11 protein-coding genes and 1 pseudogene are annotated in these 14375 nt (G+C 38.4%); 11 read left to right on the top strand and 1 reads right to left on the bottom strand.

Going from position 1 to position 14375, the window contains the following annotated elements:
* The first annotated feature begins 12 nt into the window (after nucleotides 1-12).
* From M1K46_RS11820 to M1K46_RS11790, 7 genes and pseudogenes are all read left to right on the top strand, one after another.
* The gene (locus tag M1K46_RS11820) at nucleotides 13-351 is read left to right on the top strand and encodes a hypothetical protein (RefSeq protein WP_256226123.1); all 339 of its coding nucleotides are present in this window, start codon (nucleotides 13-15) and stop codon (nucleotides 349-351) included.
* A gap of 14 nt (nucleotides 352-365) precedes the next feature.
* Nucleotides 366-2204, top strand: a complete 1839-nt coding sequence (locus M1K46_RS11815; protein WP_256226122.1) for a type IV secretion system protein — start codon at nucleotides 366-368, stop codon at nucleotides 2202-2204.
* Between the two features lie 12 nt (nucleotides 2205-2216).
* Nucleotides 2217-3305 (top strand): lysozyme family protein, encoded by a 1089-nt coding sequence (locus M1K46_RS11810; protein ID WP_256226121.1) that lies wholly within the window; start codon nucleotides 2217-2219, stop codon nucleotides 3303-3305.
* 14 nt (nucleotides 3306-3319) lie between these two features.
* Nucleotides 3320-3889 (top strand): hypothetical protein, encoded by a 570-nt coding sequence (locus M1K46_RS11805; protein WP_256226120.1) that lies wholly within the window; start codon nucleotides 3320-3322, stop codon nucleotides 3887-3889.
* 820 nt (nucleotides 3890-4709) lie between these two features.
* On the top strand, nucleotides 4710-5450 hold the full coding sequence (locus M1K46_RS11800; RefSeq protein ID WP_256226119.1) for a hypothetical protein: 741 nt from the start codon (nucleotides 4710-4712) through the stop codon (nucleotides 5448-5450).
* 534 nt (nucleotides 5451-5984) lie between these two features.
* Nucleotides 5985-6428, top strand: a complete 444-nt coding sequence (locus M1K46_RS11795) for a JAB domain-containing protein (protein WP_256226118.1) — start codon at nucleotides 5985-5987, stop codon at nucleotides 6426-6428.
* Between the two features lie 256 nt (nucleotides 6429-6684).
* Nucleotides 6685-7596: pseudogene (locus M1K46_RS11790) on the top strand (HTH domain-containing protein); the annotation flags it as partial.
* A gap of 696 nt (nucleotides 7597-8292) precedes the next feature.
* Here M1K46_RS11790 and M1K46_RS11785 read toward each other — a convergent pair.
* A complete protein-coding gene (locus M1K46_RS11785; protein ID WP_066287739.1) occupies nucleotides 8293-9192 on the bottom strand; it encodes a LysR family transcriptional regulator in 900 nt (299 codons plus the stop codon).
* A gap of 235 nt (nucleotides 9193-9427) precedes the next feature.
* Between M1K46_RS11785 and M1K46_RS11780 the strand changes: the two genes are divergently transcribed.
* From M1K46_RS11780 to M1K46_RS11765, 4 genes are all read left to right on the top strand, one after another.
* Nucleotides 9428-10636, top strand: coding sequence for a metal-dependent hydrolase family protein (locus tag M1K46_RS11780; RefSeq protein WP_256226117.1), 1209 nt, complete (start codon nucleotides 9428-9430; stop codon nucleotides 10634-10636).
* 66 nt (nucleotides 10637-10702) lie between these two features.
* Nucleotides 10703-11734, top strand: a complete 1032-nt coding sequence (locus M1K46_RS11775; RefSeq protein WP_066287745.1) for a dipeptidase — start codon at nucleotides 10703-10705, stop codon at nucleotides 11732-11734.
* Between the two features lie 15 nt (nucleotides 11735-11749).
* A complete protein-coding gene (locus M1K46_RS11770; RefSeq protein WP_066287748.1) occupies nucleotides 11750-12589 on the top strand; it encodes a tetratricopeptide repeat protein in 840 nt (279 codons plus the stop codon).
* A 113-nt stretch (nucleotides 12590-12702) separates the two neighbouring features.
* The gene (locus M1K46_RS11765) at nucleotides 12703-14256 is read left to right on the top strand and encodes an ABC transporter substrate-binding protein (protein WP_256226116.1); all 1554 of its coding nucleotides are present in this window, start codon (nucleotides 12703-12705) and stop codon (nucleotides 14254-14256) included.
* The last annotated feature ends 119 nt before the right edge of the window (nucleotides 14257-14375 follow it).

Raw genomic sequence — 14375 nt, 5'->3', positions numbered from 1 at the left:
GAGGTAGTTTAGATGAAGAAACTCATTATGATCAGTTGGGGGATCTTATTACTAGCCGGTTGTGGTAGCAACGATTCTGAACTGGATAAGGAAAAAACACAAAACGCCGTATCCATGCGGGCATTGGAGCAAAAAGTGATCAAAGACGGAGGGTATACATCGAAGGATATTAAACTTGTAAAAGCTTGTGAAGCTATTGAAAATGGAAAATCTGAATTTAAAGGGAACTATATAGTCTCTTGGAAAACTAAAGATGATAAATATGAAAGAGCTTTGGTGATGAAGAATTATAAAACTTTTTATGGAACGAACAATTTCAAAATTAACTCCGATCAATGTATTGATTACTAAAGGAGGTAAGTGGTGTGAACCACAAATTTTGCTTATCATTCCTTTTCTTAATACTCCTTTTTTTTCAATCAACTACCGTGTTTGCTGAAGAAACTGAACGAAAATCGAAGGAACACGATGAATCGGCTTATGAGCTCATGAGTTATGCCGACGATGGCTGGTGGGATGTGGCGGGAAAGACAGGTTCCGCAACAGCTACAGCCGTAAAAAATTATTTCTGGATGATCAATATTGTTCTTGCTCAAATTACTTTGATGGTTATCTATCAGTTGTTTTCTTTAGATGTCGTATCGATGACTAAAGAGGCGCTGCAGGAAATCACCTCAGGAACTGCGGGGAGCTTGCTGTTTAATTTCGGTTTGTTCGCCCTAGCCATGGCTTCTTTGGGAATCGTAATTCGCTCCTATATTCAACAAAATTGGCAAGCCTTTTTTAAGCTTTTAACGCTTATTCTGCTTAGCCTGACCCTTCTTTTCTCTATCCAGTCCAAGAAGTTCAATTATATTGATATTGCTCATGGGCTTTCCGTTTCTTTGGAGAATGCCATCATGAGTGTTAATCCCACTTTGAATGACGATGATGCTTTTCAGTTTAAATCCTTCAATAAAGATACCGCAAAAAACGTCTCTATTGGCATACAAAATAAGGTCTTTGATGCCTTAATCTATAAGCCCTACCTACTTCTTCAATACGGGACAACTCAAGAAGAAAAGATAAACGCTGAGAGTCCAGACCGGATAAAAAATTACTTAAACGCTGATCCAACAACTAAAGATGGGGTCAAGAAACGAGAAGAAATTTCACAAGAAGAGTATGAGGTATATGAGAATAAGAATATTTTTGCAGGAAATGGATGGAAGCAGGCGGGGTATATCCTTGTGATGATTTTGTCTACGGTCATTCAAGGCATTGTATTTTTCTGCATTGCGTTAATTCGTGTCATGTTGCAATTTGCTTTTATCATGATGTTGCTTCTGGCGCCTTTTATGATTTTCATCAGCTTGTTTCCGAGTTTTGAGGCATTGGTTGGACAGTATCTCAAAGGGACAACGATTCTCATTCTTTTTAAATCCGTGACGATGTTTTTTGTACTGGTCGCTACTAGTTTCATATCGCTCGGATATGAAATGACTAATATGTCAGATGACATTTACTACCGCATTTTCATTCAAATCACATTTTGTGTGGCTGTGATCTTTATGTACAGTAAACGTCAGTTTGTACTTAACATGTTAGAGGGTGCTACGCCTAGCCTACATGATATGGGAGCTGCATCTCTAGGCAACAACTTCTATCGACAAAAGAAAAAACTATCTCATACGGTATCCGGGATTAGACAGCAGGGAAGAAAAGGGTTGCAATCCATAAACGGCGGTCTTGCTGGAAAGACATCAACATCCTCATCTTTCCGTTCAAAATCACCCGAAACAAAGAGATCAGTCAACGATGGGGTACGGGGATCTACCCAAGGAAAGAACAAAATTCAATACCCAAATCCTTCACAGCAAGAAGTGGCCATCGCTAAAGAACATGATCATACTCAGCCACCGACAATGAGTTCAATACACCGAAAGCCCAAAAAGAAAGTATTAAATAGGACAAAAAAGAACAATCAGGAATCGGTACTCCAAAAAGCTTTTGAACCACAAAAACATATGACGAAGTGGGAAGCTAATAAGCAACCTGAAACACGACAGCATAAAATTGAACAAGCTACACCTTCAAAACCGCTTGTATCAAGGGCAAGGAATCCTTACCCTATAGAAAATGAGAAGAAGACGAACGTGGATTCTGAGCAATCATATGGTCTATTAAACCGTACTTCTCGGCAGAACTCCTCTCGTGATGAATAGGAGGGTTGCTATGTGTTAAGACAAGCGATTAAAGTAAAGGTGAAGACTGCAGTATGGTCGATGGTTCTGAAGTATTTGTTTCCCTTAATATTATTGTTTGGGCTTTTTTTCACGGTTGTATTTATGCTTTTAATAATGGCAGACCAACTGACCGGAAAAAAAGAGAACTTTACTGAAAGTGGACAAGCGAATGTTAGTCAAGAAGTATTAAGACATAGAGCTACCGTTGAAAAATTCACGAAAGAATACGGAATCAGCCAATATACAGGATTGATTCTGGCTATGATGATGCAGGAATCGGGCGGTCATGGAAATGATCCTATGCAAGCAAGTGAAAGTTATTGTGGAGCGGTAGGCTGCATCACTGATGTGGATTTGTCGATTAAGCAAGGAACCAAGTACTTTGCCCAACAACTGAAAAAGGCGAAGGGCGATCTAAAAACAGCTATTCAAAGTTACAATTTCGGTGGAGGATTTATCGATTATGTGAATCAAAATGGCGGTCATTACACGAAAGATCTTGCCATATCATTTTCAAAGAAACAATATCAGAAACTCGCAAATACGGGTTTTTACCACTGTATACGACCTGAATCAGTTCCTGTTAATGCCTGTTATGGAGACATTGGGTATGTTGATGCCGTTTTAAAATACTATGACTTTACTTCGCCGGTCTCGGGAAAAGGGAAATGGACATTTCCTATTGAAGGAGCTGTTGATGTAACCAGTGGATTTGGATCAAGAAAATGGGATGATGAAAGCAAAGAGAACCATAAAGGTCTAGATTTTGGCTGTATTAATCATGTAACCCCCATCTATGCAGCACGTCAGGGGAGAGTAGTATATTCTCAATTTCACAAAAACAAAAGTGGAGCACCTGGTTATGGCAATCTCGTCATCCTTCAGCATGGAAAAGGACTTTATTCCGGCTATGCTCATTTATCCGAAACCAGTGTGAGAAAAGGACAAGCTATAAAAGAGGGTCAGCAAATTGGAGTATGCGGCAGCACAGGTCATTCAACCGGCCCCCACCTGCACTTTGAAGTCAAAACTTCGGAATGGGGCGGCCATCTCAATCCCAAATCCGTTTTAGGACTTTAGAGGAAGGTGAAGAGATGAAGCAGGAGTTGCTATTAAAAACGGGTCTTTTAATGGTAGCGATCTTTATGATCGGAACAGTTTGGTTTGGTTTCCAAACCATCGATGACCAAGCCACAATGATCGATTCATTAACCCAAAAGGTTAAAAGGCAAAAAGACCAGATTAAGTTTTTGAAAGCCAGCAGCAAACAGGAAAGCCGGCAGACTATTCAATCAGAAAGCAAAAATATTGAAGAGACTGTAAATGTTTTTGTCCAATCACTTTACCAAGTAAAAAAGGATCAGTTGGACAAACGACGTGAAAATGCAAAAGAGGTGCTTACACAAGACATGTTCCAAGAGTATTTTCCTGCAGAAGAAAAAGACGGGAAGATTCAATATGAGTACGAAATTGGAGAATCTACAGTTTATACACGTGTACATGGAGAAAACGGCAGTGCAATCGTCACGTTTGAAGAGACCATGGAATCACTTGCTAATGGAAGAAAAGAGAATTCAAAGATTACATTAGAAGTTAATTTACAGAAAGAGGGGAGTAAGTGGCTAGTCAATCGATTTCAGCAAATAAATGCTGAATCTTTTTAGTTTACTAAATATATAAACTAAAAGGGTGGGAGATGGTTGATACGAATATAGTCGATAGGTTTGAAAATGAAGAGGTTGTTCACAACCGAAATATTCAAGATCATGAACAACATATAGAATACATGAATATATATGAACGAATTAAATTTTCAGCACGTAATAGGATCAGATAATTATTAAGGATCATATTAAAGCATATAAAAAAACGATTTTACGTTTGTTTGATTAACCTTTTTGTAGGGAAAGGCTAAGAAAGTGAGCCAAATCGAAAATCAATAAAAGTAAAGAAAACACCCCTTCGATTATCGGCTGATTTGGCTGGAATCAGGGTTTTGCTTGTTTCTTGCTTCGGGGAACTGGCTTTAACAAATAAATAAGCTAATTTTTATACCTGTTCACTTTAGCTCCCATTACTTTTATAGGGAGAATCGTCCCAAAAACGGTTTCTTCATTTTCCCTTTAATGTTTCTAACATGAAGACTATAAAAAATACCCACCTTCCGACAGAGTCCGCGAAGGTGGGACTTTCGTTTGTTGTATAGGAATTTCAGCAGAAAAATCAGCGTTCGCCCCCCTTGTTCTTTTCCATTATGTAAAGTTTTTGCTTATGGCGTGGTTAGGTAACCGACGGATCTAGGGGCAACATGACTTGTTCGATTTATCCCTTGACGAGTCAGCGTTAATTTTAATTTCTATCAAATCGCCTTCTTTTTTTGAGAAAGAGTAAAATTTTGGATAAAACTTTACTTTACTCATAAAAAGATGAGATATAATTAAAACAAAGCCCGGTGCCGTGGATACAGTTAGGAGATGGTTTGATTTGTCAATAGAAAAAGCAGTGTCATTGATTATTACCCTTATTAGTGTACTGGTGGCCATTATAGTCCCTCTTATAATTCACTTTAAACAAACAAAGAAAGCGCTAAGTTACGAAGTTTTATCAGCAACATCTTTATTTGCTAATAGTGAATTCGGTGAATTTGGAGATTTGAAAATCTATTATAAAAATCAAGAGATTTCAGCAGATCTATCTTTAGTTTTGTTGAAAATTATAAATACAGGTAATCTTGATATTAAAGAAGAGGAGTGGGGAAAACAGCCAATTACAATAAAGGCTCCTCATGACATTTTAGCAGGAGATGTTAAGGAACAAAAACCCCCACATCTTACTGTAAAACTAAACCGTCGTGTTTTAGAAGAAGCTTACATAATTGAAATTGAACCTATGCTTTTAAATAGTGGAGATTACTTTATTTTAAAGCTGCTCGTTAAATCATATAATGAAGATTTAAAAATAATGAGTCGAATTGCTGGGGTTTCAGATATTAATAAAATAAAAGATAAATTTAAACCTACTTTATTTTTACCTATAGTAATGTCGTCTCTTTGTTTTGTCTGGGGAGTTTGGTACCTATTTAAAGAAGCAGATTATTCCTTAATAAATATCACAGTTGTACTATTGGGAGTTATTATCATGTCAATTTTAGTGTCTACAGCATGTATATTTGCTGAATGGTTCGAATGGATGATTAAAATCAGAAGAAAGAATAAAAAAGGGTGATTACCGTTTATTTAAATGGATTTATCATGAAAGAGGAGACCAAGATCTTCTTCTTTCGTTAAAACGTGTTTTTACTAGGTTCACAAAAAATAAAATCCTGAATTTCGACCTTTTTGGCTGAATTCAGGGTTTTGCTTGTTCGCTTGCTTCTGTAAACTGGTATTATGTAAAATCGACAAATAAATAGATTATTTTGATTGCCACGTTAGCTCCCATTACTTTAATAAGGGGGGATTGTCCCAAAACGGTGTAGCTATTTTTCTGTTATGTTCATAATCGTTATTAAATAATTTCAGTGAGTTGTCCTGTTTTTACATGGTGGTGTGTTTGGCCGTATAATATCCTCTTCTTTGTTCTCCACAGTATAATCGTTTGCTTATGAGAACCCTCAAGGGATGCTGCGCTTACGCTTCGCAAACTTTGTGAACTTTTTTTGAGTGAGGCATTTCAAAAAACTTCACAAACTTCAGGCCCCTTGACCGTTCTTTACGCAAAGATTACTGCTCCCTCAAACAAAGAAGGGAGCTGTTTGTTATGGAAGCTGTTTACGAAATTCAACGCATCAAGCAAGTGATTTCAGAACTTGAAGGAGGGGAACAATATTTGGTCCGTTCTCCCCAGGATGGCGCGAGGGTGGCTGCTTTGTTCATCGGGGAGGATGATCGAGAAGTGTTCTTCGTTATGTGCCTGAATACCAAGAACCGAGTGATCGCCGTTCATCGCTGCCATGTCGGGGCCCTGAACTCCAGTATCGTTCATCCAAGGGAAGTCTTTAAATCAGCGATCTTGAATAATGCGTCTTCCATTCTTGTCTATCATCAGCATCCGAGCCAGGACACGATGCCTTCCCGTGAAGATATTGATGTCACAGGACGGCTTGTAGCCGCCGGAAAGCTCATCGGTATCGAAGTTCTGGATCACTTAATCATTAATGCGAAGGCGGAATACACCAGTCTGAAAGAACAAGGATATGTATAATCTAGGAAGGGTATTACCCTTCCTTTTTTCTTTTCTTTTAAAAAAGGTACAAAGACCCACAGAATAATCGTTTGCTCATTAGAACATTAAGGGATACAAAAACTTGTACTTTTGTTGTGCAATTCGGAGCAAACTAGGTCAATAAAAAAAAACCACCCTTCAACTAATCTGTACCCTATAGAGTAGACACTAAAAAAAGTCTACCTGTAGGGTGCTTTTTTAAATAGACAAGAAAACAGAGACTGGGGAAAATGAAATGAGTAAAAAGCTTTTTACAGATAAAGAGGTCAACCAACTGTCAGCTATCGGATATGTAAAATCAGTGAGTCGAAAAGGAATTACATATACAGATGAATTCAAGCGTATTTTTATTTCAGAAAGTGAAAAAGGAAAGTTCTCGAGACAAATCTTTGAGGAATGTGGTTTTAATCCAGAAGTTTTAGGGATGGCTAGAATCCACGCAGCTAGTAAAAGGTGGAGAGCCTCCTACAAAAAGGATGGAATAACCGGTCTAACAGACACTAGAGCTGGTAACTCTGGACGACCTAGAGAAAGAGAACTAGCGCTTGAGGAACAGAACACGCACGTTTAGAAGCACAAATCAATTTACTGAAAGCAGAAAATGAACTCTTAAAAAAGATCCGTTTCGCGGAAAGGGGGCTAAAGAAGTAATTCTGCCTCCAAACAAAAAGTATATATTGATTCGTACTGTGATTAAGAAGTACCAACTTAAAATGATGGTAAGTTATCTCTGTAAGGTCGCAAAAGTTTCAAAGAGTGGATACTACAACTATTTCTCGTTGAAATCTCAAGAACAAAGACAAAAACGAGAAGTAAGAGATGAAGAAGCAAAAGAGATTATACTGAAAGCCTTTCATTTCAAACGTCGAAAGAAAGGGGCTCGTCAAATTAAAATGACCCTGACGGGTCAATTTAAGGTTGTTTACAATTTAAAACCATCCGCCGTATTATGAAAAAGTATGACATTCTCTGCCCTATATGAAAAGCAAATCCTTATAAACGCATGATGAAGGCAACACACGAACACTCCGTAGTATCAAACCTCTTAAATCGTCAATTCAAACAAGGAATTCCAGGGAAGGTGTTATTAACGGATATCACCTATTTATCCTATGATAAAAGCTTAAAAGCTTACTTGTCAGTAGTAAGCTAACCGTCTGGAAAAGTACACTTTTACGAACGATAGACCTAACTTAATAACATACTAGATTTATGCGTTCATAAAACTATTAAAAAAGATTTACGAACGTTCATTTGTTTTTACATACTTTTATGAACGTTTTGGTACAATTAAGGTAAATTATACCAAAATAGGGGTTCTATGGAAATTCGTAAGTTTGGATAAATTCGAGTAAGTAAAGATCTAAGAATATTTAAACACAAAACATTTAGGAATTAAATGACTTTCGTCCTTTTGACGTGGAGACGAAAGACACCCTAGGCAGGAGTTCAAGGGGGTAAAGTGGCTACCCTGATGGAAAGGTAGGGAGCTTCGGTAGTTTTACGATTCATGATGCAAGAGTGGGAAATATAAAAGAGAACAAAAAAAAAGCAGACGCTAGGCCTGTTTTCTATAAAGGAACTGATTTTATTTAATATTTTAATCCTCTAGACTCGTTCCGTATGACCAAATAGCAAACGAAAAAGGAACCTACAGATGTGTGAGAGCCCGACGATCTGTTGTTACCGGTTGAATTATAGAAGATTCAATATAGAGCTAACATGGGTCCGGGGATGTAAGGTACTTAGATAAAGGTTTGATCAACTTTTTTTCTAGAGTTGTAAGATCTGCAAAACTCCTTTTTTATAATCTTTATATTGATTTGAAAACCATATTGTACAGTTATTTTACTGAATCTTGTATAACAAATTCTTTTACAAGTGTAATAAAAGGATCTACAATACTTGATTTTTCATTATGCCGCCAGGCCACTGCTGTTTCGATCTTTGTAGTGGTGTCTGTAATCTCTTTGAAAACTACTCCTTTCATTTGAAGATTTTCCAATAAATATGGTAGTAGAGCTACCCCCATTCCAGCGGAAACAAGAGATGTAACAGCTGTTGATACATGGGCAGTTGTTATTTTTGGTATAAATCCCACTTTGTGGAAAATACTCATAATGGTGTCATAATAAACGGACCCCTCTTGTCTTGGCGTCATAATAAACGTGTCTTCCGCTAATTCCCGTATCTCAAGAGGGAATTTTTTTTTTGCCATCTTATGAGTTTCAGGTAAAACAGCAATAAAATGTTGTCTACGGATGGGTGAAATGTTTAATTTACTGTTTTCGATGGCGATGGGTGTGCAAATAAGACCTACATCAATTCGCTCTTCATTTAACGCAAGAACTTGCTCGGGTGTGCTCATCTGGTGAACGATCACCTCAACGAGCGGAAACTTCGCTCTATAAGATTGTAGTAAAGGAATGAAGTCGTATGTTGCTGAACCCGTAAATCCAATCACCAACTGGCCATATTTCCCTTCGTACGCTTTCTTTGTGTGATCGCATGCTTTCTCCACCTCAAACAGAATTTTATATGCTTTTCCCAAAAAAACTTTTCCCGAATCGGTTAATTCAACTTTACGTTTTGTGCGATAAAATAACGGAACTCCTAATTCACTTTCTAATTGTTGAATCTGTTGACTGAGTGGGGGTTGGGATATATTTAAGCGAACAGCGGCACGGCTAAAATTCAATTCTTCGGCAACGGTCACAAAGTATCTTAAGTGCCTTAGTTCCATGTTGATTACCCCTCGTTTCTAAAGTACTTATACTTAAAAAGTATTATAATTCAATTTTTTAAATATTGGAAATATTTTTAATTTCTATATAAAATAAAAACTAAGACAAGAGTGGGAGGGGATGACACAAGATCCTCAATAATTTTTCAGTTAGGAATACACATTGCATAAAGATTGTTCCAGATCAATGTGCTAATTTTACAACCAATTATTCTAATTAAGGGGTTAGGGTATGATGTCAAAAGTAATAGTCTGTGGAACTTTAATTGATGGATCTAGTAAAGCACCAATGCAGAACATGGCTATCTCAGTCGAGAATGGCAAAATTCAATGGGTGAGGCCGGCAGACCAATTAGATCTTAGTGAAGGGAATGTAATAGATCTAAGTCATCTCACAGTTCTCCCAGGTCTTATCGATTGCCACGATCATCTTGGAATCGATGTTGGTGACGAAGAAGCTCAGTGTCAAGAACCGATTGAATATATCTCAATTAAGTGTACTAGGAACGCACGGGATATCCTGCATGCTGGGATAACTACTCTCCGGAGCGTAGGTGAAAAAGAACGTATTGGTTCAATGATGAAACGGGCGATTGAGGAAGGCTTGGTTCAAGGTCCGAGGTTGCTAGTGGCTGGTCGAAATATCGTACGTACAGGTGGTCACGGTTATTTTCTTGGCCGTGAAGCAGATGGTCCAAATGGATTGCGTACCGCCGTGCGGGAAGAGATAAAAAATGGTGCAGACTTAATCAAAATAATGGTAACTGGTGGTGTATCTACTGCTGGTTCCAACATGCTCACAACGGAGTTCACGGATGAAGAAATTGTGGCAGTAATAGACGAGGCACATCGCAATGGACGGAAGGTTGCCGGTCATGGTTATGGTGGTCCAGGGGTAAGATCAGCGATTAAGGCAGGAATTGATTCCATCGAACATGGACTCTATCTCACGGAAGAAGATATTCAGCTAATGGTTCAACACGGTACCTATTTGGTCGTTACCGCTGGAATCTATTACGCAATTCTTAAACATCCTGAGGTACCAGCTTTTATGAAAGAGAAGGTTAAAGGTTATACAGATACTTTACTTGGAACGTTGGCACTTACAAGAGGCTCTGGTTTAAAGATCGCACTTGGTACCGATGAGGTTCATGGCAAGATTTATGAAGAAATGCAGTTCCTGACTCAAGTCGGTTACTCACCGATGGAGGCATTACAAGCGGGGACAAAAAATGCAGCTGAACTTTGTGGATTAGCCGATCACACAGGTACTATTGATGCCGGTAAGTTTGCAGATGTGATTGCAGTACCAGGTGACCCGTTAGAAGATCTATCTCGATTGGCAGATGTTCATTTTGTCATGAAAGCAGGCAAAGTTGAGTTTGCCAAACACCAGGAAATCAATCGACTTTTTACGGTTGGTCAGAAGCTTTTCATAGACTGATAAACATCCGTTCTCGTGTCAAGTTTGGTGGGTTGCAATTAAACTAAAATCAAGGAGGAAAATAGTATGGGAAGTGTATCAGAATCTTTAACGATTGATGGCTGTGCATATGCTGAAGGCGAATTTGAAGGGTGTTCAGATGCGGTACATCGATCTAAATTAAGCGCCTTCTTCCTAACCTTGTCTTCTTTTGAAGGTTTTTCGGAAACAATTCGCTCAATTGGTAAGATCTATAATTTGGCAGATAAGGAAGAGAAAAAGATATGTGTAGCTCGATCTTATGATGATTTAGTCAAAAATGCTCAAGTAGGTAAAAAGTCTATCATTTTAGCTTTCCAGGAACCATATCCAATAGGGAATTCTTTGGATAACCTTCGCGTTTTCTATGAACTTGGGGTGAGGGTTGTTCAACTCACTTATAATAAATCGAATTATATCGGTACGGGTTGCACGGAATCAACAGATCGTGGTCTTACTGACTTTGGCAGGGAGTTAATCGCTGAGATGAACCGGCTGGGTATGCTTATCGATGTCTCGCACTGCAGCAAATTAACTGTATTAGAAGCGATTAAAGCCAGTTCTCAGCCTATCGTAATCTCCCATGCTAATGTGAAAAACATAAGTGATAATCCACGAAATAAAACAGATGAAGAGATCAAGCTACTTGCGGAGAAGGGCGGCGTGATCGGATTAACTCCCTGGTCAGCGATTCTTTGGAATTCAGAATTAGACAAGCAGCCATCCCTTGATGATTATTTAGATCATGTAGAATACATTATCAATCTAGTAGGGATTAACCATGTAGGGTTTGGCAGTGATATAACGCTTGATGATAAGGAAGATCAATCAGGTACGTTAGTCCAAGCAAATTTATACCCAGAAGTGGTGAGTGAATATTACAGAAGAGTAGGCTCTGAACCAATAGTATCTCATGCCAAAAATTTTAAAGGTGTAAAAGAGATCGATAACGTAATTGTAGGTTTAAAAAAGAGAGGATACAGTGAAGAAGCTATCGGGAAGTTTTTAGGCGGCAACTTTACGAGAGTGTTAAAGCAAGTTTGGAAATCAGAAAGGAATGTTGTTTCAAGTTCAAAATAGAATGGGGACATTGAAATGAAAAAAGGCACATTCATGAATATAGCTTTAACTGAGCAAAGAGATTCAAGAGAAAATCAGCTAGGTTGGTCTAAATCAATATTAGAAATGTCCAAGGAAGTAGCGGGAATTAACGAAGAGCTAGAGAAAACACCGAATAACGCGGATTTATGGATGATAAAAGGAATTGCATTATCCAAATCCTTGCTTTTTAGAGAGGCAATCGATGCGTACTCAATCGCATTAAGCTATGATCCTTTCCATGCTTTGGTATACAGGCACAGAGGACACCGTCACTTATCTATACGCATGTACAAACAAGCAGCAGCTGACTTTGAGCTATCATCACGTATTGATTCAACGAACTGGGATACCTGGTACCATTTGGGCCTAGCCTATTACTTACTAGGTGATTTCAAACGTTCTGAAAGCGTATACAGAAAATGCATGGAGATTACTGATACTGATGATAAATATGTAGCCATTGCAGATTGGTACTGGATGACCCTTATGCGTCTAGGGAAAAAAGAAGAAGCCATAAAACTGATTGAACCCATTACAGAGGATACAGATCCAGGAGAAAATGCTTCTTACCATAGAAGATTGCTTATGTATAAAGGTTTACTAAAACCAGAGGAACTTCTGTATTTTGAAGGTGCACAGCTTCCTGACTTAGAACTTGCCACACAAGGTTATGGGTTGGGACATTATTATCTTGTGTACGGTGAAATAGAGAAAGCAAAGGCTATGTTTAAGAGAATCGTTGAAGATTCAACGCAATGGTCCGCATTTGGCTATTTGGCAGCTGAAGCGGAACTAAGCAATATGTCCAAGAGTGATTCTTTATCTAGTTATTGAGGTTTATATAATCAATGCATTCGAGGTCGGCATCTTTGAAAGAACGAATACTAGAATGACAACAGCGTATGCCAAAGTATAAATGAAGTAAAGTAGATTTGGAAGGGGATAATATGAGGAAATTATCATTTTTGCTTTCATTAAGCTTGGTACTAGCTCTTGTTGGGTGCTCTTTTCCCACTAGCGGAGATCAAACTACAGATAAGTTAGTGTTTGCTCCTAATACGGATGCTCAAACTTTAGATCCGCAGCATATGAATGACAACACCTCTGAGCAAGTAATTAGAATGCTTTACAATGGATTACTGAAATTTAATGAAAAACAAGAAATAGTAGGCGATTTAGCAAAATCATGGGAAGTGTCTAAGAACGGAAAAGTATGGACGTTTAAATTAAAGAAAGGGGTTAAATTCCAAGACGGTGAAGACTTTAACGCAGAAGCTGTGAAAAAGAGCTTCGATCGTTTCCTCAATAAAGATAATGGGTTAGCGCAGTACCAATCGTATGAAATGATAAAGGAAGTAAAGGTTATCGATGACTATACGGTAAGCTTTACCACCAAGGAGCCATTCGGTGCTTTTAAAGCCAGCATGGCGAATACGTCAGGTGGGATCATCAGTCCTAAAGCGATAGAAGCATATGGTAAAAATCTTGGGAAAACAGCGAAATCTAGTGTTGGTGGTACTGGTCCATATAAAGTTGTTGAGTGGAAAAAGGATGAACAAATCGTTCTAGAACGTTTTGAAGATTATTTCGGCAAAAAAGGTGTGACCAAAACAATCGTTTACAAACCGATTCCCGAAGCAGCATCTCGTGTAATGGCATTAGAAACGGGAGAGGTGGATGTAATACAACAAATCCCAGCAAAAGAACTGAAAAGACTTGAGTCTGTCAAAGGGATCGAGATTACTAAACTCCTTGGAAACAATCAGAGACAGTTTAGATTTGACGTTTCGAAAAAACCGTTTAATGATACACGCGTAAGACAAGCGGTATCTTATGCGATTGACAGGCAATCAATTTTAGATAACGTTGTACCTGGTTTAGGTGAATTGTCTACCAGTGCATTAGCAAAAGTAACATGGGGCTATACTGATCTCGGTTCAATTCCATACGACCCCGAAAAAGCAAAGAAATTGTTGGCAGAGGCAGGCTATCCAAATGGATTTAAGACGAAAATTACCACCACGGAACGATATATACAAGGGGTAGAACTTGCCGAGGCATTAGCTGCACAGTTGAAAAACGTAGGTATCGAAGCAACAATTGACGTGAAAGAGTGGAGTGAGATCGTAAAAGAGTGGGGCGGCGTAACTCCGGATAAATTTAATCAAGGTATCTTTATCATGGGCGCTGCACCATCTACTATGGATGCGGACAAGGGTATGCGACCGATCTACGCTACTGCAAAAACAAACGTTCAAAACTACGGTTTCTACTCGAATAAAGAGTTTGATGATGTGATTTATAAGGCAATGAAAGAGATAGATCCAAATAAGCGAAAAGCTCTCTATAAACGTGCACAAGAGATTGTTTACCTCGAAGATCCAGTTGCATTCTGGCTCTACGATCAATACGTGATTGTTGCAAAAAAAGACAAGGTGAAGGAAGTAACAGTAAGCCCGTTAACCTTGATTACATTTGAGAAAGCATACATTGAAAAATAAACAACTTAAAGGAAGATTAATTACTCGCTTGGTGGAGGTCAACTTGACTAAGCGAGTCTACAATCCATTCTGAATAACGACCTTTCAAGATAATAAAGTAGTTTGGTTCCAGTGTGGGA

Source organism: Fictibacillus sp. WQ 8-8 (assembly GCF_024494405.1).
Taxonomy (GTDB): Bacteria; Bacillota; Bacilli; order Bacillales; family Fictibacillaceae; genus Fictibacillus_C; species Fictibacillus_C marinisediminis.
This window is presented reverse-complemented; position numbering and strand designations above follow the sequence as displayed.